Below are 26113 nucleotides of genomic sequence, written 5' to 3'. Positions count from 1 at the left end.
TTGAAGTAGCTGAGAAGCCTTTAGCTGAATTAGGCTCTCAGCCAACATCACGTAGCAAGATTAGGGCGGTGTTTACTGCCCTTTAGTCAATAGCGCTGTCATAGCCTGATTAAACAGCCTCACCCACTTCATACTGAACTGTCCTTTGGCACTGCGATTTATCTCGATCACCGCTTCTTTTTTGGAAAGCACATTATCTTCATTGTGCGCTCTGGGGTGCGTCATTGCATCGTAGGTATCGACAATGGCAAGTAGCTTCGCGCCTTCACAGATATCGTCTTCTTTTATGCCTAGCGGATAACCGGTCCCATCCGTGCGCTCATGGTGTTGCATCACTATTTTACGTGCCATGTCCCATTGATCTAGGTGCTCTAACAAACGGGCGCTTTTGTAAACATGAGATCGCATCAGATTAAACTCGATATCAGTCAATTCATCGCCTTTATGCAGCAGCTTTAAAGGCATAAACGCCATGCCAAAATCATGAACGTAACTGGCTACCGCCAGCTGGTCTTCGTCAATTGGATTTTCAGCAACATCGTTAATGTACATGGCCAATTTAGCAATGCGATCACCTCTTCCAACCCAATAGTTAGAACGCCGCTCAATGGTTTGCATAAGATCGCGGAAAAACAAAATGTCTTGTTTCTTCTCACTGCTAATGTCTTTAGGTATACCTGTCGCAGCTAATGTGGGCGGCTTTATTTGCACGTTTTCGGGGTCGTCGCCGTCAGCGACAATGTCTAACGCAGGATTAAGTAACAACACCGCTTCGGTAAGACGCTTTTCATGCTCAGCAGAATTCTCTGGCGTAACACGACTGATAGCCAGCACTAGCTGGTTGTGAAGATTGTCATCATACTCGGCCTTACCGTCAGCCATTACAGCTTCGACAAAGGCTTTTACCCTGTCCATGGTAAGAAGTACCAAATCACTCATAGTGCTGGTATATGCCACCTGCCCTTTGCGTAAGTAATCGAGCAAATCTTCAACATGCTGTAAAAGGGGGATCATCGGAGAGAAATTAACTAAGCCTAAATCGCCCTTAATAGTGTGGATTGAACGAAACAGGGCTCGTTGCAACTCGTTATCTTCCGGCCGAAGCTCTAATTCAATCAAAGTTTGCTCACTTGATTCATAGAGTTCGTTAATTTCCTCCATAAGGTCAGCAAGAATATCTTCTTCTAGGTCGTCTGGAGTAAATGTCTGCATGTAATGAATACCGAGTTAGGTTCTATTAAGCTTTCTATTATTGTAATTCGGTATCGGCAAAATTTCCTCATACTAAAGGCGATAAAAAAGAGCTTTCACAAGTAATGACCAAATTAGATCTAAACGCTGTAAAAACTCATCGGACAAGTGTACGCTGAAACTTCATCTATACTGCGCGCGTCAATTGTATCTAGGAGTTGTTTTGATCGCTTTATTTCGCATACCGGCACTATTTATCGCCTTTTTATTAATCAACATTATTTTGCTGATCATTTGTATTGTGCGCCCTTTTCACAAAGACAACGTGCATGCTGCCGGTAGTTTGTATTCGCTTATGGCTAAAATAGTGGGCCTCAAAATTATTATAAAAAGAGACCCCGCTGTAAAAACGAACGAGCCCTATGTTTTCATCGCTAATCACCAAAACAGCTTTGACGTTATTACAATTTGTAAGGCAGCACTTCCCGGCGTAGTTACCATCGGTAAAAAGAGTTTGAAATGGATCCCTATTTTCGGCCAAATTTATTGGCTGTCGGGGAATATCATGATCGATAGAAAAAATTCAGGAAAAGCGCGAAACACCTTAGATATTGCCGCTAACCGCATAGCTAAAAAGAAAACGTCTGTGTGGCTATTCCCTGAAGGTACCCGAAGTTACGGCAGAGGCATTTTGCCGTTTAAACAAGGGGCTTTTCGTTTAGCCAAAACCACGAATGAACCTGTTGTTATGGTTACAGCGAGCAACCTGCATAAGAAGGTTAAATGGAACCGCTGGAACAATGGAATTGTGCTGATTGATATTGCAGCGCCTCAACCACTGACCGAAGAACATACAATTAAAGAGTGGATGGTGCAATTCAATGATGAAATGAAACAAAAGTTTGATGTGCTTAATACACAGGTCGATGAACTGGAAAAAAGCAGGTAAACTTGCGCCTAAATTGCTAACGAGTGTTTATTATGACCCAGTTCGATGAAAGAGAAGAGTGGTACGAGTTTAACCAAGAAACTATTGATGCCCTTCTAGAAGATGGCAGTCAAGCAGATGCCGACTATACCATTGAGCACCATTTCGCCAGTACCGACTTCGACGTATTAGAAAAAGCCGCTGTAGATGCCTTTAAAGCGGGCTTTGAGGTGACTGACGCCGAAGAGCTAATTCTTGATGACGGCGAAACCATTTTTTGCTTCGACGCCGTGGTAGAAAGAAAGCTAGATATTGAAAAGCTTAATGCTGATTCAGACGCACTGTTAAAAATTGCCGACAAACACGATGTAACCTACGATGGATGGGGCACCTATTTTGAACCGCGTGAAGAAGGCGAGTACGAAGAAGAAGACTATCACTTCGACGACTAATTCTTAAATTCCCCGATAAAGCTGAAGGGGTATTAAGTTACTCTTCAGCTTTTGTTCATCTTTTTTATTCAACAATGACCCTGTCATTATCGATTGGAAAAGGATGGACAGATGAAAAACTTAGTATCAGCACTTACAGCATATTCTGCTATCGTCACATTACAGCTTGCGTTTTTGTCACCTGTGCATGCAAATACTGATAATAGTTCAGAAGAAAAACAGGTTAACTCAACTGAATTCCGCTACGACAAACCCTTTGCCGCCGCTGAATCACTACAGCCAAAAACCACGAGTGAATTGGTCAATGATAGTGTTGTCGAGCAGTCTACCGATAAGATCAACGCACAACACACTACACACGCCCAAACGAATAAGCATCAACAACACCTAGGTTTAACCAAGTCATCAAGCGATATTGTAGTTAGCAGCGTTAATGAATTTTGGATTTATGAAAGTTGGGTAACGCTAGAACAAGATATCGATTACGATGGCTATCACTCCACGTTTTCGATTGAATTTGATGCCGACACTATCTTTACTCGAGCACCGGTATACGCTGTATTGTATTTAGGTAAAGACGGTATTTACGATGCCATTCACGTGTCGTCTGAGTTTTATATTTATTCAGAAGATTCAACCGATACATTTACTATCGAAAGTTCATTAGTATCTGGTTTCCCTCCTGGTGAATACGACATACTGCTAGAACTTTACGATGCCGACACTGAAGAGCTAGTGGCATTTACCGATGCTTATGATGACAACGCACTTGCCTATCTTCCTCTTGAAAGCGAAAACAACGAGTACATCGTAGAGGATACGGTAGTAATAGTAGAAGAGCACGGCGGTGCTTGGTCGCTACTTCCATTGTTCCTACTAGGAGGCATTGTACTTACGAGACGCTTGAGCAAATCCGCTCGCCATTAATATTCCTTCTAAATTTATCTTTGCCAAAAGCTGTTTTAATCACAGCTTTTGGCTATTTTTTAAACTAAAGTCTAATATATAGGTTAACTCTTCTTTCTAATTAACGTTGATTCGCCAATGTACAAGGAAAAACAGTACATACTGACGCTTTCAAGTGGTGTAGTGCAATGAGCTTCAACAATGTTAACTTGTTCAATCTATTAGAAAACACGCAAATTGGTGTGGTCATTCACAACGCGACTGGCGCTGTGGAGTACGCCAACCCTGCTGCGTTGTTGATGCTTAAATTAAGTCTTGAGGCGCTTAAAAACAAAAGTATGGATGCTGAGACGTGGGAGTTCATTGATAGGCAAAACCGACGGATTTCCTACAATGAATTACCCGTAGTTCGCGTACTATCGACGGGTAAACCTGTAGATAATCAAATAGTAGGCATTATCGACAAAACCACAGAAACGACAGCTTGGTTTAGTGTAAATGCCTACCCAGAGAAACATAGCGGGAAGGGAATTACACCGCCCTTTGTGGTCGTTTACTTTACGAACATCACCAAGAAAATAAACGACTTTTCCTATAAAGATATTGTGCAAAATTCACAAGACATGATCCTGGTGACAGAAGCGAAAAACATCAATGCCCCACTCTCTCCTAAAATAATTTACGCCAACGAAGCCCTCTGTAAACATACTGAGTATGACTTCGAAGAGCTAATTGGCGAAACACCCAGGATTTTCCAAGGACCCCTAACAGACAAAGCCTCCACTGATCGCATTCGCCAAGCCCTTGTTGAACAAATTCCGTGTACTGAGACACTGCTGAACTATACGAAAGCAGGTACACCGTTCTGGGTACAAATGAATATATTCCCTCTAACAAACGATTTTGGTGAAGTTACGCATTTTGCTGCGGTTCAGCGCAATGTAAGCGAGATGAAGTTTCAGTCTGAACAGCTGGATAAAAGAAATTCAGAGCTAAAAAGAATAAAACAAGATTTAGAGAACTTGGTTCACGAACGTACAAGTGAGCTGCGAGATGCAAACCTGAAATTAGAAAAGCTGGCATATTTTGACGCCTTAACCAATATTCCTAACAGGCGAGCGTTTATGGATGCGTTCTCTAAATCTTTAATGTTTGCTAAGCGCAACAACCATGAAGTTCTGGTAGGCATTGCAGATGTTGATCACTTTAAATCAATAAACGACAACAATGGCCATGGGTTTGGCGATGAAGTCCTGACTATCGTTGCGCAAACAATGCAGAGTTTTTTTCGCGCCGAAGACGCAATAGGCAGAATTGGAGGGGAAGAATTTGCTTTTTGCATTGTGCTTCTAAGCCAGGTTTCCCCCTACCAAATACTAGATAGACTAAGGCAGAAAATAAGCAAATTACACGAAACCCAGCCGCTTTTAAAAGGGCATAAAATCACGGTAAGTATTGGGGCAGTGCAAACGCATGAGCTTCAGCACAAAAGCACTAAACAGCTTTTGACCTATGCTGATAAAGCGCTTTATAAAGCCAAAAACAATGGCCGAAATACGGTGGAGTGCATTCAGGAAGATACTAAAATTTCACAAATTTCAGCGTCAGAGCCATTGGACGATACATCACGGGAAGCGCTCTAAACTACATCAAAAAAAAGCGCATACCACTCACTTTAAAAATGCTCGCGCTGTTAAACACTAGGCCTCTTAGTGATCCTTATAAACCATCCCCCTTCGACGGTTGAATATCTTCGACCTCCACAACCACTTTTTCAACAATCTTCTTACTTTTTTTGGTAACAAAATGAAATAAGTGCCAGAATGTATCAAAGGAACTTCTTTATACGGAATTTCACAATGCCTACTAAGCCTTCTAAAAACAATGACTCTTCAGCATCACGCCGAACTTTACTAAAAGGCGGATTAGCGTTTGGATTATCAGCCGGCATAACACCTTTCGCTATAGGTAAAGCTAAGCCAACACTTCGGGTTATGGGAACTCACGTTACTTTACAGGAGGCTATTCGTCAGCGGGCTATCGAAGACTTAGGTATTAACATAGTGTTTGAACCTGGCGGTAGCGCAACTGTGCTACAAAAAGCCTCTATGAATCCCAACTCCTTTGATTTATACGAACAATGGTCAAATAGCATTAACGTGCTGTGGCGTGCGAAGGCTATTCAACCGATACAAAAAAAGCGCCTTCGCTATTGGGAAGAAATAAATGACTTAAGCAAAACCGGTAAGCTCACTGAAAACGCTCGCATGGGCGCGGGCGACGCTCCCCACAAGATTCTTAATGTGCAAGGAGATGGCTCTTTGGGTGAGAAGCACACCGATACCATCAGCTTTTTACCTTATGTGCACAACGTAGACTCATTTGGTTACGACACTTCAAAACTCCCCGCTGAACTAAAAGGGCAAGAAGAAAGTTGGGGATGGCTGTTAGACCGTAATTTTTCTGGAAAAGTGGGCATTGTGAACGACCCTACTATCGGGCTATTCGATTTAGCGCTAGCAGCACAAGCTAAAGGGTTTATCACTTTTAAAGATATTGGTGCTATCACGGAATACGAGCTAGACGACCTGTTTAACCTGCTTATAGAGTTAAATCAGTTGAATCACTTTAGTGGGTTTTGGACATCGGTTCCCGAATCTGTTGAATTTATGAAAAGTGGCCGGGTTGCCATTGAAAGTATGTTCTCCCCAGCGGTCTCCGCGCTAAATGGCCAGAATATTCCCGTCACATTTGCAGCCCCTAAAGAAGGGTATAGAGGATGGCACGGCGTCATGTGCCTTTCTTCTGCTACCCAAGGAAGAATGAAAGATGTAGCTTACGAATATATGAATTGGTGGCTTTCAGGCTGGCCTGGTGCATTTATAGCAAGACAAGGCTATTACATTTCAAACCCTCAACGTTCTGCCGAGTATTTGTCGCAAGCTGAGTGGGACTATTGGTATAGAGGGCAAATTGCCTCCACACCGCTAAAAGGCCCAGATGGCAAGGTGAGTGTACAAAAAGGCGCGCAGCGGACCGGCGGTAGTTATGAAGAGCGCTTTAGCAACGTTGCAGTTTGGAATACGGTTATGCCAAGCTATGAATATAGCTTACAAAAGTGGTACGAATTTATCACTGCATAAAACAGTGTAATACCACATCTTAAATGGAAGAAGGTTCTTTAGGCTTATATGTTATCGTCAATCCGGATACAGCTTATAACAGTTTTAGTTGCCTTAATCGCGCTGATACTCGCCCAAGGTTTTGTGGCACGAAAAAACCAAGAGGTCTTAAACGAAGGGGTTGCGTCTGCTGCGAAAGCCGTCATTGATGTTGGTATAGTTAAAGAGCTTGAGCGAGACGTTGTCGACCTTCAGCGCAATGTTTTAATATTTAAAGAAAATGCCAGTAAGTCGGCCATTACGCGCTTTAGTCGCCTGATGGTTACCATCAACAGTAAACTCGATAAGCTTGCGGTGGTGAACGAACGCGCCGAACAAAAAGATGACAGCAATCAAATTCTCAATAGAATGAGAGAGCATTTGAACGCTTATCAAGAAAACTTCTCTCAGGTTGTTGAAGCACGCTCAGAAAGAGACAACCTCATCGACCAAGGCACTATGTCTGACATTACGCTACTCGGGAGTGAGCTAGATAAGGCTTTAGCACAAGGAAAGGTTTCTGCAGCTTTCGTAGACGATGCCAAGGTCATTCTTATACGTACAGAAAATGCGATGCTGAAATACCTGATGAAGCCTGATATGGAATTCATCCAGTCGTTTAATGATGCTATTGACGCTTTGAAACGCTTACCATCTGCTGCTTCCCCTGAACTGCAGCAGCGTATTGAGCGCATTATAGATAGAATTAAAAACGACTTTTTTAAGCTGACGCAAATAACACAGGGCAACCTTTTTCTGGTTAATGTTGTTATGGCAGGCTCTGCCAACGAATTTCTCTATTTAAGTGGAGAGCTGGCTAAAAAGGTAAGTACCGATTCTGAAGTTATAACCCAGCGTACCTACCAAATAGCAGAGAGTACACAACGCAATGGCGAGCTCTTTTCTCTATTTGCCATTTTACTTGCTCTGTCGGCTGCGCTTTTTTCTACCTTCCGTATCCTTGGTCCTATCCGGTCTATCACTGAAGTTTTCAACAAGCTCGCTCAAGGCATACAAATCTCTAATATTCCTGGCAGCAATCGAAAAGACGAAATTGGCAAGCTAGCGAAAGCAGCGCTTGTGTTTAGTGATAAGAATCGTGAGACAGAAAAGCTATTAAATGAAGCGAGATCGATGAACTCTCAGCTAGAAAGCTTGAACAAGGTTATTACTGAATCTAAAGTTAAAGCCGAGCAAGCTACCGCATCGAAAAGTATGTTTTTGGCCAATATGAGTCACGAAATACGCACGCCTATGAACGGCATTATTGGCCTGATAGAGCTAGCCCAACAGCAAGAACTATCTCCAACAGTACGAGGCTATCTTGATAAAGCTTCGTACTCTGGGCAAATATTACTGAGCGTAATTAACGACATTCTGGACTTTTCCAAGATTGAAGCAGGTGAATTAAAGATAGAAGAGGTTAGCTTTTCACTGCACTCGCTATTTGACAACCTCATCGCCGTAATAGCGCTGCGAGCAAAAGAGAAGAATCTATCTGTTCATTTTACGGTTAACCCTAGAATACCACCTCAGGTTATAGGCGACCCGTTGCGTATTGCTCAAATTATTATGAACATTGGCAACAACGCCGTGAAATTTACCGAACAAGGGCGTATAGATATAGAGTTTGACGGTAACTTGAATGAAAAAGGTAACCTACTAAACCTCATCATGCGAATTGCCGACTCAGGTATAGGCATGAGCCCAGCACAGCTCGATAAAATATTTAAGCCTTTTACACAGGCTGATGGCTCAACTAACCGCAAATACGGCGGTACTGGACTGGGTCTTGCCATTGTCAGCCAGCTTACTGAACTTATGAATGGACGCCTTGATGCAACCTCGACTATGGGGAAAGGCAGTAGATTCGAGGTTGAACTTCCTCTTAAAGCATTTAAGAATCAGCCAGGGGTATTACAAAACTCTCCACAGTTGCCTGCTAATAGCCTTTACGTAACTGAATCGCCGTTACTCCCAGAAGCCTATTGCTCTCAAATTCAGCTGTCGACAGCATCAAGCATGTCAATTGAAAATGCTAAAAATGCTGCTACTCTCCCTGATCATATTGTTGTTGACGTTCATGAATTTAGCTCGTTTAGGAAAAATATTAGCTGGCTGAACAGTCTTTTAGAAAGCGGAAAGTCTGTAGGCTTAGTGATGGAGAGCGCTGGTAGTGCCCTGCAGTCTAAATATGATTCGCTGTGGAAAGGCCCTTTAATTATGCACCCTTTCACCCCCGCCCAATTTGAAATTTTTGTACACCAAATAATCTCAAAAGATGCTAATTATCAAAGTAAAGAATATAACGAGGAACCCGATAGCTTAAAACTTGAAGGGCACATATTGCTTGTAGAGGACAATAATATAAACCAACTCGTTACCGGTGAAATTCTAACAAACCTGGGACTTACGTTTGATATCGCTGAAGATGGTAAGCAAGCAGTACAAAAAGTAGAAAACGCCCCTCAATACGATCTTATCTTAATGGACGTACAAATGCCCGTTATGGATGGATATGAAGCCACTAAGCTGCTTCGCGAAAAAGGCTTTACAGCCGTACCTATCATTGGCCTGTCAGCCAATGCGATGAAAGAAGATAAACAAAACGCGCTTCAATCGGGAATGAATGATTATTTAACCAAGCCTATAAAGCAGAAGTCGCTTATTGCAGTGGTAAAAAACTTTTTAAGTTGACGTTCACAAACAGCGAGCCCTAAATAAATTAACAAATTCTTATATTGCATAAGCTTAGCACCTCTTTTTCAAAAAGACTTTTGCCTCAAAGGTATATAAAAAAATACTTATTTATTCACCACCATACCTTTATCGTTACGTAAATTTTTAATTCAACGCCATTATTAATAATACTTTTGTCTAATTTTGTTGGCGAAAAAATGACAAGTTCCGTTTTAATTGTGTTGCTCCTGTCGCTCGCTATAAATGCTGCGGTAGGTGGATATTTTCGCATCTTGGCGAAAAACCAATACGAACCTGTCGCGTTCAACTTTTGGGCCGCATCGTGCTTGGTGTATTGCTTAGGGCTAGTCGGCAGCGCGCTCACTATGTTCGCGCCAAGTATAAACGTGCTCAGCACACTCACTGGGCTTCTTTATTTAACGGCCAGCTATTTGCTACTTCATGGCTTTTTAAGTTTTAACATTCAATGTGTACATTCTACCGTCAAACGCACAGGTAACCGTGTTTTTGTAATAGCTATTCTCTCTTTGATTGGAGCGTCTTGGTACCCTGAATTAGTCGAGCCAACAACGTCCTTTTTTATTGCTTTAATGTTTCTATTTTGTTTTCAGAGCTTTCAATCACAGCAATGGAAAACCATTGAGGGTATTTCTGTTCTGATACGAAGCATACTGTTCATTCACTTTATCATAATGGTGATACGGGCGGGGCTTACCACTGGTGTTACCTATTATGGCTTAGTATCTAACTTGCAAGTTTTTATAACGGTTACTGTCGGGCTCCACGTACTACTTTGCCTTGCCACCTCAGCACTTCTCCCATTTATTATTCTGTCAAAAGAAAAAGGCGAATGGGAAGCAATGGCAAACTTCGACGAGTTAACCGGCGTGTTAGGACGTCGCGCGTTTATTCGCACGGTATTGAAAAAGTTGAAGTCCAAAAGCAAAAGGCCTTTCACTTTACTAGTAATTGACATCGATTTTTTTAAAACCATTAACGACAGCTATGGTCATCCTGAAGGCGATAGAGTGCTAAAAAATGTGGCACAGTGTCTACAAGCACAGTTGCGCAAAGGTGACATAGTGGGTCGCTTAGGCGGAGAAGAGTTCGGCGTTATTATCTCTAATCGACATTCTGAGCCCCCTTTTACCGTTGCCGATAGATTGAGAGAATCGGTGTCTTCGCTTGTTATATTCAGTGGCTCTGAAGAAATTAAAGTAACCATTAGCGTAGGTATGTCTTCTTCAAGCAACGTCGAAGATACGTGGAATACACTGTTTAATCGGGCAGATAAAGAACTGTATAACGCAAAAAAAACAGGGCGAAACAGGGTGTCGCCAGAGGTCATAGCAGAAACAACGTTGGTATAGCGACCAAAATATTCATAAAAAAACGCTGCCAAATGGCAGCGTTTTAGTTTTTAGTCATTATGATGAAGCGTATCTAGCTATAGCGCTTTGATAGTCTCGAACTGCTCTTTAAGTTTGGCTAGGGCTTTTTCACCCTCTTCCAACTTACCGCGTTCTTTTTCAATTACCGCTTCTGGCGCGTTACTTACAAACTTATCATTACCCAACTTGCCACGTGTACGAGATACATCTTTCTCGATTTTCTCCATGGCTTTAGTAATACGCGCAAGCTCTGCGTCTTTGTCGATAAGTCCTGCCATTGGGATAAGAATTTCCATCTCACCCACAAGCGCGGTCGCGCTGGCTGGCGCTTCTTCACCGTCTTTTAATATGGTTACGGTTTCAAGCTTAGAAAGCTTATCAAGGAATGCCTTAGCCGCATCAAGACGACGAGCGTCTTCGTCGCTTACGTTTTTAAGTAGCGCATTAAGCGGTTTGTTTGGCGAGATATCCATTTCACCACGGATATTACGAATACCCACGATAAACTTCTTCACCCACTCGATATCAGCAAGTACTTTGTCGTCTTGTTTCGCTGCATCAATTTCAGGGAATGCCTGAACCATAATGCTAGCGCCCTCTTCCACCTTAAGCGCACTTAGTGGCACCACACGCTGCCAAATAGTGTCGGTGATAAATGGCATTAGCGGGTGCAATAAGCGCAGCAGGCTTTCAAGTACATTGATAAGCGTATGACGCGTACCGCGCTTTTCAGCTTCGGTGCTGGCGTCATTGTTAAGCACTGGCTTAGTAAGCTCTAGATACCAGTCACAGAACTGGTTCCAGGTAAACTCGTAAACGGTTTGCGCTGCAATGTCGAAACGGTAGTCTTCAAGCGCTTTTTCAAACTCAACTAGCGTTTGTTGGAACTTAGCCCAAATCCAGCGATCGGCCATACTAAGTACCATTTCGCCACCGTCACGACCTGTATCGTGCTCTTCTGTGTTCATCAATACGAAACGCGATGCATTCCAAATTTTGTTACAGAAGTTGCGGTAGCCTTCAACACGGGCCATATCAAAGTTGATATCGCGGCTGGTTGACGCCATAGCTGCAAAGGTAAAGCGTAGTGCATCTGTACCATAGGCCTGAATACCATCAGGGAATTGCTTGCGAGTACGCTTAGCAATCTTTTCTGCAAGCTGAGGCTGCATCATGCCCGCGGTGCGTTTTGTGACTAGTGACTCAATATCGATACCGTCAATCAAGTCGATTGGGTCAAGCACGTTGCCCTTCGACTTTGACATTTTATCGCCGTTCTCATCGCGGATAAGACCAGTAATGTAGATGTCTTTAAACGGAATTTTGCCAGTGAACTTCTTGGTCATCATGATCATTCTGGCAACCCAGAAGAAAATGATGTCAAAACCGGTTACTAGCACTGAAGACGGCACGAAAGTTTCTAGATCAGGCGTTTCTTCTGGCCAGCCCATGGTGGCGAACGGCCATAATGCACTTGAGAACCAGGTATCTAGTACATCGTCGTCTTGAGAAAGGGTTACCTCACTGCCAAGGCCGTGCTTTTCACGTACTTCTTCTTCGGTGCGGCCAACAAAAACCTTGCCGTTTTCGTCGTACCACGCCGGAATGCGGTGTCCCCACCACAGCTGACGCGAAATACACCAGTCTTGAATGTTGTGCATCCACTGGTAGTAGGTTTTGTTCCAGTTCTCTGGCACAAAACGAATTTCGCCACTTTCAACCGCTTCAATCGCAGGTTTAGCAAGAGACTCAACCGCTACATACCACTGGTCAGTTAGGTATGGCTCGATAACCGCGTTGGTTCTGTCGCCACGTGGCACTTTAAGCTTGTGCGGCTCAATCTTAACCAATGCGCCCTGGGCTTCTAAATCAGCAACAATTTGCTTACGGGCATCGAAGCGATCTAAACCACGGTACGCTTCTGGCGCATCATCGTTAATTTTCGCATCGTCGGTAAGAATGTTGATCATAGGTAGATTGTGACGCTTACCCATATCGTAGTCGTTAAAATCGTGAGCAGGCGTAATTTTAACGCAGCCTGTACCGAATTCTTGATCTACATAGTCATCGGCAATAACCGGAATTAAACGACCAGTAATAGGCAGCTTAATTTCTTTGCCGATAAAGCCCTGATAACGCTCGTCATCTGGGTGAACCGCAACCGCTGTATCACCTAGCATGGTTTCAGGGCGCGTTGTTGCAACCACTAGCTCACCGCTACCATCAGCTAACGGGTAGCGCATGTGCCACATGTGGCCGTCTTCTTCTTCGTTTAGTACTTCAAGATCAGATACTGCAGTGTGAAGCACTGGATCCCAGTTAACCAAACGCTTACCACGGTAGATAAGACCTTCTTCGTGTAGTTTCACGAATACTTCGGTTACGGCTTTAGACAGGTCTTCGTCCATGGTGAATACTTCGCGAGACCAGTCAGGTGACGTACCTAAACGGCGCATTTGACTAGTAATAGTACCGCCGCTGTGCTCTTTCCATTCCCACACTTTTTTGATGAAGTCTTCGCGACCTAAATCGTGGCGCGTCTTACCTTCAGCGTTAAGTTGGCGTTCTACTACCATTTGGGTAGCAATACCTGCGTGGTCGGTACCCACTTGCCAAAGGGTGTTGTCGCCCTTCATGCGGTGATAACGAGTTAGGGCATCCATAATGGTTTGCTGGAAGCCATGGCCCATGTGAAGGCTACCGGTAACGTTCGGCGGCGGAAGCAGAATACAATATGGGTCGCCGCTGCCTGAAGCTTTAAATAAACCCGCCTCTTCCCATGACTTGTAGCATTGCTGCTCGATGGACTGCGGTTCGAAGGTTTTATCCATTACACACTCTCAAATTGAAGCTAAACGCGAATGACTTATGCAGATTTGAACTGCATGTTGCATCCAGCTTGCTGATAGTTTTTGTATCTTACCCGCGCGGCCTGTTTGGCATTCTCGTCCACGGGTACAAAATCGATGATTTGACGATGCTGGTTGGGTGAAGGCACCATACCGGAACCCACGTTCACCACCATTTGTCGTCTGGCTACCTGCTCGGGCTGCCAACAAATTTCCACCGGCGTTCCCGATTGCGGCCCTTCACCATAAAGGTTATGGGGCACAAAGCGGTCTGCCGGCAGCTGCCATAACAATTCATCAACTTCTTCAGCTTGCGCCTGTGTATCACACAGCACGCTAATTTTTTGCTTATTAGCAAACGCTGAGGCAATGACTTCACTGGCGCGGCCTGCCACACCATTGTCACCGCGGGTAAGTTGATAAAAAATCACTTGTGGCATAAATGATTAGTCCTCTAGCTTGATATCAGCGCGGTTCATTAAGAACTGAGACAGCATAGGCACTGGACGGCCTGTTGCGCCTTTGTTCTTACCACTGCGCCATGCCGTACCGGCAATATCAAGGTGAGCCCAGTTGTACTTCTTAGTGAAGCGTGACAAGAAACAACCCGCCGTAATTGACCCAGCTGGACGACCACCAAGGTTCGTCATGTCGGCAAACGGGCTTTCAAGCTGCTCTTGGTAATCGTCCCATAGCGGTAAGCGCCATGCGCGATCTGAACTTTGCTCTGATGCATTAAGTAGCTCGTGAGCTAGTGGGTTGTGCGTGCTCATTACTGCTGTTGCGTGATGACCAAGTGCGATAATCGCTGCGCCAGTTAGCGTGGCTACGTCAATCACTAGCTCTGGCTCGTAACGCTCAACGTAGGTCAGCGCGTCGCACAACACCAAACGGCCTTCCGCATCAGTATTTAGTACTTCAACAGTTTGACCCGACATAGTCGTTAGTATGTCGCCCGGACGGTACGCTTTGCCATCTGGCATGTTTTCACAGCCAGCCAATACGCCAATAACGTTAATTGGCAAGTTAAGCGCCGCGATAGTGTGCATTGTACCTAATACGCCTGCTGCCCCACCCATGTCGTACTTCATTTCATCCATGGCTTCACCAGGCTTTATTGAAATACCGCCTGAATCGAAAGTAAGGCCTTTACCTACAAGCACGATTGGCGCTTGATCAGTTGGGCCACCGCGGTGATGCATAATACTCATCATGCTTTCATTTGCAGAACCACGACCAACGGCAAGGTAAGACTGCATACCCAGCTCTGCCATTTGAGTTTCGTCTACTACTTCGGCGGTTACGCTGTCGTACTGGCTTGCTAATTCTTGTGCTTGCTGCCACAGATACGCTGGGTTACAGATATTTGGTGGCATGTTAGCTACGTCTTTGGTTACTTTCGAGCCACGGGCTACAGCTAAACCATGCTCAACCGCGCGCTCACCAACAGTAAGCTCGCGACGGGTAGGCACGTTAAATACAATTTTACGCAGCGGGCGGCGAGGCTCGCCTTTTTTGGTTTTAAGCTGCATAAAGGTGTAAAGCGTATCTTCAGTCGCTTCTACAGCCTGACGCACTTTCCAGTAAGTATCGCGACCTTTAACGTGAAGCTCGGTTAAGAAACACACCGCTTCCATCGAGCCGGTTTCATTCAATGTTTGAATGGTTTTAGCAATAATATTTTTGTACTGACGCTCATCTAGCTCGCGTTCTTTACCACAACCAACAAGAAGCACGCGCTCGCTTAGTACGTTTGGCACGTTGTGTAGCAACAACATTTGGCCCGCTTTACCTTCAAGGTCGCCACGGCGCAACAAGTTGCTGATATAACCTTCACTGATTTCGTCTAGTTGTTCAGCCACTGCCGTAAGGCGGCGCGGCTCGAAGACACCCACAACAATACATGCGCTGCGTTGTTTTTCAGGACTGCCACTTTTTACACTAAACTCCACGATATCACCTCGCTTTTCGTCGTTTATGGTTTGCACGATGACTAAAATCACGTAACGTTTCGCGCTGCTTTATGTTTTAATACGCAGCATAACTTTTTAGTTCGCTGCAATTCACGCTTACAGACCTATTGAATATAGGTTAAATTTGCGTCAAAACACCATGCAAACGGTTTATGATTGCAGGCAAAACTTGTAAAAACGGTAAGTTTAAACAAAATTGTGCTTTCTTTCACTAAAATTCCTAATTTTCCGGAAGGGCTGAGATGCTGATATTCCGCTATTTACTTAAGGAAACGCTGAAATCTCAGTTAGCGATTTTCTTTATCCTAATGGCAATTTTTGTCACCTTAAGATTTGTGCGCGTTTTGGGCGACGCATCAGACGGTGATATCCCTGCTGGGCTAGTGCTTGGCTTCTTAGGTTTATATGCTCCTATTCTCTCATCTTTGGTGCTGCCTATCAGTGCTTATTTGGGCATTATGCTGGCACACGGCAGGCTGTATGTAGACAGCGAAATGACCGTAATGCGGGCTTGTGGCATCAGTGAATGGTACGTCACACGGGTGATGCTGTTTTTATCCGTAATCATCATGATAGTCACAGGCGCAATCACTCTTTATTTCGCGCCCTTGGCCGCTGAAAACGAATACCAACTACGTGAAAAAGCCCGTAACGAAGCGGGGCTTTCTGCCCTAATGCCAGGTAGATTCCAGCAAACGGGTAACGAAAAAGCGGTTATATTTGTGCACGATGTAGATAGCAACGATAAGCTGCAACGCGTATTTTTATCGCAAAATCAAACGGACGACAGCGAAGGCGATGTGCGCGTTGTATATGCACAAACTGGTGAAGTTGCAAACAACCCCGACGGTACCCGAAATCTTGTATTAAAAGAAGGTGTGCAGTACGAAGGCAAACAATCTGAAAAGGCTTACCGCAAAGTAGAATTTGACGAATACCAAATTCAGATTGCCGATAAACCTGCTGACGAAACTCGTCGTAAGGTAAGCGTATTGCCTACTAACGAACTGTGGGAAGACGACAGTATTGAAGCCAGAGCCGAGCTTCAGTGGCGTATTGCCATACCGCTTTCCATTCCATTTTTAGTACTGATTGCTGTGCCGCTAAGCGCAGTCGACCCGCGCCAGGGCCGCTTTGGTAAAATGTTCCCTGCCATCCTGCTTTACTTAGGCTACTTCTTGCTATTACTTGCAAGTAGACGCGTACTGGAAGATGGAAAAATGCCGCCACAGCTTGGCTTATGGTGGGTACATACCATCATGCTGGTCATTGGAGTCATGTTAATCGTGCGGGACAGAAAAACTGGCACAGAGCTTCGCGCTTGGATATTGGGGAAAAAGTAGATGTTTAAGATCCTCGATTTATATATTGCCCGTACGCTGTTAGGTACTATTACCGTTACGCTTAGCGTACTTATCGGCTTGAGCGCGCTCATTAAATTTGTAGAACAGCTACGTAAAATTGGCGAAGGCGACTATGACATGCTGGTCGCTTTTATCTACGTTTTACTTAGTTTGCCTCGCGACCTAGAGCAATTCTTCCCTATGGCTACCTTACTTGGCGGCCTTATTGGAATGGGCGTATTGGCCAGCAACAGCGAATTGGTAGTAATGCAAGCCGCGGGTATGAGCCGTTGGAACATCATAAACTCAGCCATGAAATCCACCCTTGTAATGATTTTACTGGTGATGGCTGTTGGTGAATGGGTTACTCCATACAGCGAAACCAAAGCAAAACAGATAAGAACCGAGGCTATTTCAGGCGGTAGTTTATTTTCTTCCGATAAGCTGGTGTGGGCAAAAGATGGCGACCGATTTGTGAGTATTGGCCAAGTACTTAGCCAAGACTCACTCAAAGACGTAAGCATTTTTAGCTTTAACCCTGACCTGTCTCTTGAAAGTATTACCTACGCGAAAAATAGTGCTTTCGATGGCGACGGTTGGTGGTTAAGCGATGTTGAAGTAACTGAGTTTTCAGAGACCAAGGTGTCGGTAGAAGAAAACGAGCGTATGCGATGGAACTCAACGCTTACGCCTGACAAGCTAGGGATTGTTGCCGTTAAGCCAGAGGCTTTATCCATCACTGGGTTGCTAGATTACGTAAACTATCTAGATAACAACGACCAAGATCCCTCGCGCTATGAGCTAGCGCTTTGGCGAAAAATCTTTCAGCCTATTTCTGTTGGCGTAATGCTGTTAATGGCGTTGTCTTTCATCTTCGGCCCGCTTCGTAGCGTTACCATGGGCGCAAGAGTTATTATGGGCGTACTCACGGGCTTTGGTTTCTTTATTCTTAACGAAGTGTTTGGCCCTGTCAGTTTGGTATATCAGCTGCCGCCTTTCTTGGGCGCTCTACTACCGAGTTTACTGTTCGCTGCTGTCGCAGGTGTGATGCTTAAACGTTGATAAAGCTATCAGCGATAGGCTAATTAAACGCTCAACGCTTACAAAAAAGAGGCTCTTTGCAGCCTCTTTCTTATGATTTTTTAGCGCCCTACAAGCTGTGTCCTACCAACTTTTGTGGTCGTTCGCTTCTTTGCTCAGCTTCAACACTTCTGTTTTTGCTAAGCGGTCCTGTAGAGATTGTTTGTTTTTAAAATCGAACAAAACAAGTAATGTCCCTAAACCACCCAATGATGCGACAAGGCGAATTAACAAACGCGGCCATGTCATAGGCTCTTCAACTGTGCTGTAGATTCGTAACCGCCAAGCACGCATGCCAAGCGTTTGCCCGCCTCTACGCCAAAACCACAAGAAGAAGCCCGCAATCCATAAGCCTACCCAGGTTTGAATAAGCAGCTTATAACCAAAAGATGCCTGGATAAGGTCGGCAGGTTCAGCATAGCCTTGTAAATCAAGCGCACCATTTTTCAACATAACCACCAAGGTTACTATCATCACCATAGCCGCACACATACCGACAGCAGTAGCCACTAGCGTATCGTAAATCATTGCCAATAAACGTCTAACGAAGCCTGCTCTTTGCACTGGGTTGTTTTCGGCATCGTTTTTTTTAGCACTATCTCTGCCGATATTTTTAGAGTGATAAGTAGATTCAGCTCTTCGTTTCGCTTTTTTGTCGTGTTTTGCCACGCGTTTCTCTTCAATATTTCCTAGACAGTCTATATTTTGGCATATGTGCGTGATTGCTTAAACAGGCGCAGGTATCCTTAACGCCATTTTAAAGTTTTGCAGTTGCGGTTAAAAGTGATCGAATTTAAGTGTTCGAACATACACAAAATCAAATCGACTTTAAGAGGAATAGTACATGTCTGTTTCGAAAAAAAAGTCAGCGAAAGAGAAGTGTCGTCCCAAAGTCTCTTCAGAGCGCCTACGTCACCAAGCATGGATAGCTACGTCATTCTTGCTGCATTTTGAACAGGGTTCTAATAAATATTCATTGAAGTGAAACTTTGGTTTCACTTTTTTGCATCCAATCCACTCGATGAATCGTTATATGGTTAAACACCACATAAAGGACATCGAGTGTGACCAATACAAAATTAATAACGTTTTCTACTCTTAGTACACTTTGCTTTATACATCCGCTAGCGTGGTCTTACGACGACCCCGAAGGCGATATCGAGCATATTCGAGTGAGTGGTGACTCGTCGGTCAAAGATGGTGAATTTATCTCGGCTTCTCAGGGCTGGGTGTCGGGTGACACTATGATTGACCGCCCTATGCTGCGGGCAGGCGAAATATTGGAATTTATCCCCGGCATGATGGTGACCCAGCACAGCGGTTCGGGTAAAGCCAACCAGTACTTTTTGCGCGGATTTAACCTCGACCATGGCACCGATTTCACCGTAAGCGTTGATGGAATGCCGGTCAACATGCGTAGTCATGGCCACGGTCAAGGCTACAGTGACCTGAACTTCATCATTCCTGAATTTATCGACAACCTTAGCTACTTCAAAGGCACCTATTACGCCAACATTGGCGATTTTTCTAGCGCAGGCGGCGCAATTTTTAATTTGAGAGATTCCCTTAAAAACAACCAGGTATTCTTAGGTTTGGGCGAATATGGTTTTAAGCGCGCCGTTGCACTAAACCAGTTCGAAGCCGGAGAAAGCCGCATTATTACGGCTTTAGAATACCAAACCTATGACGGCCCATGGACTGATGTTGACGAAGACGTAAAAAAGAAAAACGCACACATTCGTTATATTACGCCCTTGCTAGATGGCCAACTTACCATAACAGGCATGGCTTATGACAATAGCTGGAACGGCGCTGATCAGGTACCAGAGCGTGCTATTCAAAGCGGCTTAATAGACCGTCTTGGCTCTATCGATACTCAAGTTGGCGGTGAATCCTCTCGGTATAGTTTATCTGCAAACTACGCTAGCGACACATGGAACGCCTCTATTTATGCCATAGATACTGAGCTTAGTTTATTTTCTAACTTCACTTACTTCCTCGATAACCCTGAGCGAGGCGATCAGTTCGAACAAGCTGATGATAGAAAAATCTATGGCGGTGAAATATTTACTACCCTGCCCTTAGCCATTACCGATGGCAGTAGTATTACCCTTGGCGGCCAGTGGCGTTTTGATGATATCGATAATGTAGGCTTGTACCGCACCCAAAACTTAGTCCGCTTTGGCACTGTCCGAGAAGACGAGATAGACAGCAATAGCTATGCACTTTTTGCTCAGTCAAATATTGTATTGAGTGACGCACTTAGTTTGTCATTAGGTGGCCGATACGACTATTTAGATGTTGATGTAACGAGTAACCTTGATGCTAATTCAGGTAATGAGAGCGATGGCTTATTTACACTAAAGGCAGGCTTAAAATATAGCGTTTCTGACGAACTTACCGCGTTTGCCAATATTGGTCAGGGCTTTCATTCTAACGATGCGCGAGGAGCAACCATTAGCATAGACCCGGTAAGCGGTGATGCTACCGAACCAGCGCCTTTACTAGTAAAAAGCCTTGGCTATGAGGCGGGTGTTAATTATACCGATAATAAGACGTACAACGTATCCGCTGCCTTATGGCGCTTAGAGCTTGATAGCGAACTGGTTTACGTGGGCGACGCCGGTTTTACTGAAGCCAGCCGTCCGTCCGAAAGACATGGTATCGAAGTGAGTGCCTACTATTGGATCAGCCATCACCTGACTACTGATATTGAAGCTGCTTGGACGAAAGCAAGGTTTAGTGACAGTGTGGAAGGCGAAGGCCGCCACATAGACGGAACAGTACCGGGAGTAGTCAGCGCAGGTCTAACCTATTACCAACAAAGCAATCAGTTAGGTTTTAGCTATACCTTACGTGGCCGCTATTTGAGTTCTCGTACCGTTGAAAGCTTCGATGAAATTTCACCACCTTCAACCTTTTTGTTGAATGCGCAGGTTGCCTATCGCGAGCCGTCATGGGACGTAACATTAGAAGTGCTCAACGTTCTGGATAGCGACGATCACGATATTGATTATTTCTATGCATCACGCTTACTGGGTGAACCTGAAGAAGGTATTGAAGATTTGCATTACCACCCAGTTGAACCAAGAAACGTGCGCCTTACACTCTCGTTGAAGTACTAATAATGTACGTGGCTCTTTAGCCTAAAGCTTTGAAGCGTTTGCTCAGAAAGCGTGCTACTTTAATAAAGCAGATAAATGGTAAGTTTCTAACAAACAAAAAGAATATGGCACTGCCAACATTCAAGATGTAGGAGCATCTATGGAACATGAAACCCTGTTCCCTCTGCTGTGTAAAACAGCAGAGGGAAATAAAGAAGCTTTCGCAAAGCTTTACGAACTAACAAGTGGTCAGCTCTACGCTGTTGTTTTAAAGCTTTTAAAAAGGCCAGAGCTAGCCGATGAAGCCACACAAGATGCTTACATTAAAATATGGCATAACGCTGGCAATTATCAGCGAGGAAAAGGTACGGTGCTAACTTGGATGGTAAGCATTGCACGCTATCGAGCGCTGGATTTAATTCGCTATCACAATGTAAGAAATGAAGTTGAGCTGAACGATGATGCACCATCAGGAGTAGAAAGCTCACAAAATGTTAAACTGGGTGCAGAGCAAGCTAGATTAGCCGCGTGCTTGGATGAATTAGACGGCCCTCAGCGCCAAGCCATTCACTTAGCTTACGTTAACGGCATGTCTCACCAGGAAGTGGTGAGTCACTTGGCCTCGCCCCTTGGTACAATTAAAAGCTGGATAAGACGAGGCTTGCAGAGCTTGCAGAGGTGCCTGTCACTATGAATTATTTGAAAGAAGAACGACTTAATGCACTGGCAGCGGAATACGTTGTTGGTACCCTCAGAGGTAAAGCGCGCACACGCTATCAAAAGTTAATGATGCAATATCAAGCGGTGAGCGATGCAACGGCCCAATGGGAACAATATCTAACCGGCTTTGCGGAGACGCTCCCGCCTGTGACGCCGCCAGACAACGTGTGGGAAAACATCCAAGTAAAACTTGGACATAAAGCCGCTAACGACGCAAACATAGCTAGCGATACACAACCCTCCAGTAAGTCTGGCGAGGTTATTGACTTTGAGAAAGAAAAGCAGAAACGCTGGAAGAGCTTGTCATTCATATCCACGGCTGCTGCAATGGTGTTAGCCGTACTACTCTTTGTTATGCAACCTGTGCCTGCACCAGAGGTTTCCCATATCGCCGTAGTCAACAACGCTGATAACACGCCACTGTGGGTGATAGAGGTATCTGACACGACCATGAATGTTAAGGTTACCGATGCTTTCGTGGCTCTAGCAGACAAAGACTACGAGCTGTGGATGGTACCGGCAAACGGTGAAGCGCCAATTTCCCTTGGTCTAATGCCTGAAGCAAATGGAGATACCAGGGCAACACCAGATATACTGCTAGATCAAAGCATCATGGCTTTGGCAGTGAGTTTAGAAGCGCCTGGTGGCTCGGTAACGGGTGCACCGACCGAAGTACTTTACATAGCACCCATTGTGTCTGTGTAGTTTTAAACACTAAACTTTCCGTCAAAAGGCCACAATCTGTGGCCTTTTATTTTTCTATCGCTGCTTGCTTAGTTTTCACCAGTAGTCTCTCAGGGCTCTCTTGCTCTTCTAACTGCTAACGCTTTTTCGTTATTCCTTTTCCCCTCTACCTGCTTTTACACTTAACTAAAATTTTATTTTAATTTTTTTAAAAACTTTTGCATCCAACATGAATTCTCAGACGTTTAACTTTTGAACTCATAAAAAAACAGAGAGACCCAACATGATCCAATTCAAACGCAAAACTTTACCATTGGCTATTGCCGTGACATGCGCCGCCGTCACTGCGGGTGCAATTGCATCAAGCCACAGAGAAGCACCGAACATTACCCGTCACCCAGCCTTAGATAGCACAGACTTTTACGCTTTTAACAGTTATGAAGAAGGCCGTGAAGACTATGTGACTTTCATAGCAAACTACATTCCATTGCAGGATGCGTACGGTGGCCCTAATTATTTTGCGATGGATCCGAACGCGCACTATGCCATCCATATCGATAGCGACGGCGACGCGGTTGAAGATTTAAGCTTTGTTTTCCAATTTAACAATATGCTCGCTGCAGATAACGAAGGTATTGCCCTGCCAATAGGCCCTGAAGGCGATCAAAAGATGGTGAAAGTGCCGCTTAAAAATGTAGGTGGTATAAGCGCAGATGATTCAAGCGCAGCGAATTTCTCAGAAATGTATAGCCTTACGATGGTAAGCGGTGACATGCAAACAGGTACGCGCACAACGCTAACACCAGCGATGGGTGATATGTTTAAAAAGCCCCTTGATTACATCGGTAATAAAACCTTTACCAGCGAAGCAGAATACGCGCGCTATGCTGAAAGCTTTATCTACTCATTCAACATCCCTGGCTGTGACGACATGGCCAAAGTATTTGTTGGCCAGCGCAAAGACCCCTTCGTTGTTAACTTAGGCAAAACCTTCGACTTGGTCAATTATGTACCTGTTGAGGGCGATAGCGCACCGGGTGCAGGCGATGGCGAGGGCTTCCCTGGCGGCATCACACAGAGTGAAATGAATGATGACTTAGTCGACAAAAACGTGACTGCCCTCTCTATTGAAGTACCAAAGGCTTGTGTTACCGGTGAAGGCAATGGCGTAATTGGTAGCTGGACCACGGCAAGTTTACCTCAGGCGCGCATTCTTAACCCAGATGCCACGTTTGAAAAACCAGAAACCAACGGCGGCGCAATGACACAAGTGTCTCGTTTAGGTAGTCCGCTAGTGAATGAGCTTGTTATTGGTATTGGCGATAAAGATAAATTTTCTAGCTCTCATCCAAGTGCAGATGGTCAATTTGCCGATTACGTCACTCACCCATCGCTGCCAGAATTACTGAACATTCTGTTTAAAGATGCAGTGAACACCACACTGGGTACGGATATTGAAACCCTTGCACCTACTAACTTCCCGCGTATGGACTTGGTCACAGCCTTCCTTACTGGCTTCCCTGGCGTTAACCAGCAAGCAACGGTTACAGCGTCTGAAATGCTGCGCCTAAATACAGGGATCCCAGCAACACCAGCAGAATCGCAGTCAGCTTTTGGTGTAGCAGGTGATGACTTAGCAGGCTTCCCAAATGGTCGTCGCCCTGGTGATGACGTGGTTGATATTGCGCTTCGCGTAGTAATGGGCCGTTTATGCTACCCCATTCCAGTTGCAGGCGAAGACACAGACCTTGGCCTTTGTGCACCTGAAGACGCGAGTGTAGGTAATGTACCATTCACTGATGGCGCGCCTGTAGATGCGAGCATGATTGATACATCATTCCCTTACCTAAAAACACCACTTGCTGGCTCTGAATAAGGAGATCCATCATGTCTACGAAGATTAGGTTATTAAATAAGCTCAGTGATGCAACTGCGCCTAAAAAGCAAACGTCAGGTAAACGTCAACAACACCGTATGTGGATTGCTTCAGGGTTGGTATTAGCACTTTCAGGTTGCTTCGATAGTGACGACGATAACGACTATCAAGCCCCAGAAGAAAATGCTGCGCCGGTAGCCGTTGATGAAATGTTGACGACACAAGCGGATATTGCGATTGATGGCACCTTGTCAGCTACCGATGCCGATGGTGATGCGCTTACGTTCGGGCTTGGTGAAAACGGTACGTTAGGTAATGCAGAAGTTAATGCTGATGGCAGCTTTACCTACACACCTAACGCTCAGGTAACAGGAAGCGATAGCTTTACATTCACCGTTTCTGACGGTGTTAACCCAGAGGTTACGGCCACCATTAGCGTTACGATTGAGGCACAGCAGGTATCGCTTTCTAGCTATACACGCGACGCCTTCAATCAAGCGCCAACGGATGATCCATTACCAATAAATGGAAGGGAGTTCATCCAAGATGCTGACGACTCTACATTTGATGACTTGTTGATAGACCAATAACACGCATCAAATAACAGGAGTTTGTTAGCACATAACCAGTGTCAACCGTAAAGCCAAGGACGGCTTTTTTTAAGGAAGTAGCAATGAAGTTTATAAAGTACTCTGCTCTGAAGTTCATTTTGGCGAGTACATCACTAACCCTTTCGACTTTTTCAATATACGCTCAACAACAAATCCCTGATATCAATACTGTAATAGCAAGCTGGGAGCCTGAACAGTTATCAATAACAAGTTTGAATGAAGCAGAAAAAGTGCTGTCATCAAGTCGCTATATTTCCGCAAAAGGAGACGAAAGAGAGCGGGTGGCTCGCTTCGCCAACTCTATGCGAGCAAACTTCACATCGTTAAATGCTGGGCAACAAGAACGCCTAGTAATCTTAGAGGCTCGCTTGTTACAAGGCACTCATAGGTTCGAAGAAGCCAAGCAACATTTAAAACAAATTGCCTACTTTCGCTCGCCGGCCGCTCACTTACTTATGGCTGACATTGCCACGCAACAAGGTGATGTTAAAAAAGCAAAAGAAAACTGTGAAAGACTGGTAGGGAAGACGAGTTTTCTAATTGCATTTACTTGCATGGTAAACGCAGAGTTTTCCCAGAACGCTCAAGCGAGGCTGCTTCAAAAACTGAAGGCCTTTGAAACTCATACCAGTAATGCTCGGCCTTCTGAACGCCAGTGGTTTTATGAAGTACTTGCGGATATGTCACTGCAGCTTGGCTACCCTGAAGCAGCGCTTGAGTATCTATCACAAACAGAGTTTGAAAAGCTTCCTATAAGTGCCCTGTTAGTATGGTCAGACGCTAATTTTCAATTAAGAAATTATGAGGCTGTTACCACCACGCTCGCCCGCAATGTACCCGATATCAAAAAAGCAGATGACGGCTTGCTTTTGAAATGGGCTATCGCAGAACGTGCACAGGGTATCACGTCCTCAACGGTGCAATCTCAACTGTCAAAAAATATGGAAATTAGAGTGTGGCGAGAGGATAGCTCGCACGCGGCACAAGTTGCCACCTACTTTTTAGAGATAGAGCAAAATTACCCGCAAGCCCTCAAGTTTGCTGAAATCAATTGGCAGTATGCCCAAGCATTAAGTGACAAAAAGCTTTTAGAGCGTGCCCGCAAAGCTAATGGTGAATCAACCAATGCTTAGGTCTTCCAACT

The 26113-nt window shown here is 44.7% G+C and carries 21 protein-coding genes; 16 read left to right on the top strand and 5 right to left on the bottom strand.

What is annotated here, in order from left to right; all coding sequences use genetic code 11:
* Positions 1-72: 72 nt before the first annotated feature.
* Positions 73-1212, bottom strand: coding sequence for an HD-GYP domain-containing protein (locus tag ACXACS_RS06160; RefSeq protein ID WP_474805177.1), 1140 nt, complete (start codon positions 1210-1212; stop codon positions 73-75).
* Between the two features lie 202 nt (positions 1213-1414).
* Between ACXACS_RS06160 and ACXACS_RS06155 the strand changes: the two genes are divergently transcribed.
* The 7 genes from ACXACS_RS06155 to ACXACS_RS06125 all read left to right on the top strand — a co-directional run bounded on the left by ACXACS_RS06155 (position 1415) and on the right by ACXACS_RS06125 (position 10708).
* Entirely contained in the window at positions 1415-2140 is a 726-nt protein-coding gene (locus ACXACS_RS06155; RefSeq protein WP_474805175.1) for a 1-acylglycerol-3-phosphate O-acyltransferase, read from the top strand.
* A gap of 32 nt (positions 2141-2172) precedes the next feature.
* On the top strand, positions 2173-2571 hold the full coding sequence (gene rraB, locus ACXACS_RS06150; protein ID WP_474805173.1) for a ribonuclease E inhibitor RraB: 399 nt from the start codon (positions 2173-2175) through the stop codon (positions 2569-2571).
* Between the two features lie 111 nt (positions 2572-2682).
* Positions 2683-3498 (top strand): choice-of-anchor H family protein, encoded by an 816-nt coding sequence (locus ACXACS_RS06145; RefSeq protein ID WP_474805171.1) that lies wholly within the window; start codon positions 2683-2685, stop codon positions 3496-3498.
* A 167-nt stretch (positions 3499-3665) separates the two neighbouring features.
* On the top strand, positions 3666-5120 hold the full coding sequence (locus ACXACS_RS06140) for a sensor domain-containing diguanylate cyclase (protein WP_474805169.1): 1455 nt from the start codon (positions 3666-3668) through the stop codon (positions 5118-5120).
* A 216-nt stretch (positions 5121-5336) separates the two neighbouring features.
* Positions 5337-6620: an ABC transporter substrate-binding protein gene (locus tag ACXACS_RS06135; RefSeq protein ID WP_474805166.1), complete on the top strand. Its 1284-nt coding sequence runs from the start codon at positions 5337-5339 to the stop codon at positions 6618-6620.
* A gap of 48 nt (positions 6621-6668) precedes the next feature.
* The gene (locus ACXACS_RS06130; RefSeq protein ID WP_474805164.1) at positions 6669-9335 is read left to right on the top strand and encodes a hybrid sensor histidine kinase/response regulator; all 2667 of its coding nucleotides are present in this window, start codon (positions 6669-6671) and stop codon (positions 9333-9335) included.
* Positions 9336-9535: 200 nt separating this feature from the next.
* Positions 9536-10708 (top strand): GGDEF domain-containing protein, encoded by a 1173-nt coding sequence (locus ACXACS_RS06125; protein ID WP_474805162.1) that lies wholly within the window; start codon positions 9536-9538, stop codon positions 10706-10708.
* Positions 10709-10785: 77 nt separating this feature from the next.
* Here the strand turns inward: ACXACS_RS06125 and ACXACS_RS06120 are convergent, their stop codons facing one another.
* From ACXACS_RS06120 to pepA, 3 genes are read right to left on the bottom strand one after another with little or no spacing between them, the layout of a single operon-like run.
* On the bottom strand, positions 10786-13560 hold the full coding sequence (locus ACXACS_RS06120; RefSeq protein WP_474805160.1) for a valine--tRNA ligase: 2775 nt from the start codon (positions 13558-13560) through the stop codon (positions 10786-10788).
* A gap of 35 nt (positions 13561-13595) precedes the next feature.
* The gene (locus tag ACXACS_RS06115) at positions 13596-14018 is read right to left on the bottom strand and encodes a DNA polymerase III subunit chi (protein WP_474805158.1); all 423 of its coding nucleotides are present in this window, start codon (positions 14016-14018) and stop codon (positions 13596-13598) included.
* Positions 14019-14024: 6 nt separating this feature from the next.
* Positions 14025-15530: a leucyl aminopeptidase gene (gene pepA / locus ACXACS_RS06110; protein WP_474809216.1), complete on the bottom strand. Its 1506-nt coding sequence runs from the start codon at positions 15528-15530 to the stop codon at positions 14025-14027.
* A gap of 263 nt (positions 15531-15793) precedes the next feature.
* Between pepA and lptF the strand changes: the two genes are divergently transcribed.
* Positions 15794-16894, top strand: coding sequence for an LPS export ABC transporter permease LptF (lptF, locus tag ACXACS_RS06105; RefSeq protein WP_474805156.1), 1101 nt, complete (start codon positions 15794-15796; stop codon positions 16892-16894).
* The gene (gene lptG / locus ACXACS_RS06100) at positions 16895-17956 is read left to right on the top strand and encodes an LPS export ABC transporter permease LptG (RefSeq protein WP_474805154.1); all 1062 of its coding nucleotides are present in this window, start codon (positions 16895-16897) and stop codon (positions 17954-17956) included.
* Positions 17957-18058: 102 nt separating this feature from the next.
* Here lptG and ACXACS_RS06095 read toward each other — a convergent pair whose 3' ends face one another.
* The gene (locus tag ACXACS_RS06095; protein ID WP_474809215.1) at positions 18059-18502 is read right to left on the bottom strand and encodes an RDD family protein; all 444 of its coding nucleotides are present in this window, start codon (positions 18500-18502) and stop codon (positions 18059-18061) included.
* A gap of 316 nt (positions 18503-18818) precedes the next feature.
* Here ACXACS_RS06095 and ACXACS_RS06090 point away from each other — a divergent pair, with 316 nt between their 5' ends.
* The 7 genes from ACXACS_RS06090 to ACXACS_RS06060 all read left to right on the top strand — a co-directional run bounded on the left by ACXACS_RS06090 (position 18819) and on the right by ACXACS_RS06060 (position 26102).
* Complete coding sequence (locus tag ACXACS_RS06090) at positions 18819-18959, top strand: hypothetical protein (RefSeq protein ID WP_474805152.1); 141 nt, start codon at positions 18819-18821, stop codon at positions 18957-18959.
* 97 nt (positions 18960-19056) lie between these two features.
* The gene (locus tag ACXACS_RS06085; RefSeq protein WP_474809214.1) at positions 19057-21099 is read left to right on the top strand and encodes a TonB-dependent receptor; all 2043 of its coding nucleotides are present in this window, start codon (positions 19057-19059) and stop codon (positions 21097-21099) included.
* 139 nt (positions 21100-21238) lie between these two features.
* Positions 21239-21772, top strand: coding sequence for a sigma-70 family RNA polymerase sigma factor (locus tag ACXACS_RS06080; RefSeq protein ID WP_474805150.1), 534 nt, complete (start codon positions 21239-21241; stop codon positions 21770-21772).
* Positions 21769-22503 carry an anti-sigma factor gene (locus ACXACS_RS06075; protein ID WP_474805149.1) on the top strand — a complete coding sequence of 245 codons (735 nt, stop codon included), beginning with the start codon at positions 21769-21771 and terminating at the stop codon, positions 22501-22503. Before ACXACS_RS06080 ends, ACXACS_RS06075 begins: the two co-directional genes overlap by 4 nt.
* Before the next feature lie 262 nt (positions 22504-22765).
* Positions 22766-24358 (top strand): DUF4331 domain-containing protein, encoded by a 1593-nt coding sequence (locus ACXACS_RS06070; RefSeq protein ID WP_474805147.1) that lies wholly within the window; start codon positions 22766-22768, stop codon positions 24356-24358.
* Between the two features lie 11 nt (positions 24359-24369).
* Positions 24370-24948 carry an Ig-like domain-containing protein gene (locus tag ACXACS_RS06065; protein ID WP_474805145.1) on the top strand — a complete coding sequence of 193 codons (579 nt, stop codon included), beginning with the start codon at positions 24370-24372 and terminating at the stop codon, positions 24946-24948.
* Between the two features lie 83 nt (positions 24949-25031).
* Complete coding sequence (locus ACXACS_RS06060) at positions 25032-26102, top strand: tetratricopeptide repeat protein (RefSeq protein WP_474805143.1); 1071 nt, start codon at positions 25032-25034, stop codon at positions 26100-26102.
* Positions 26103-26113 lie beyond the last annotated feature (11 nt).

The sequence above is a fragment of the Alteromonas sp. AWM4_230 genome, assembly GCF_056158305.1.
Note: the sequence above shows the minus strand (reverse complement) of the source record. Positions and strands in the feature narration are given on the sequence as shown.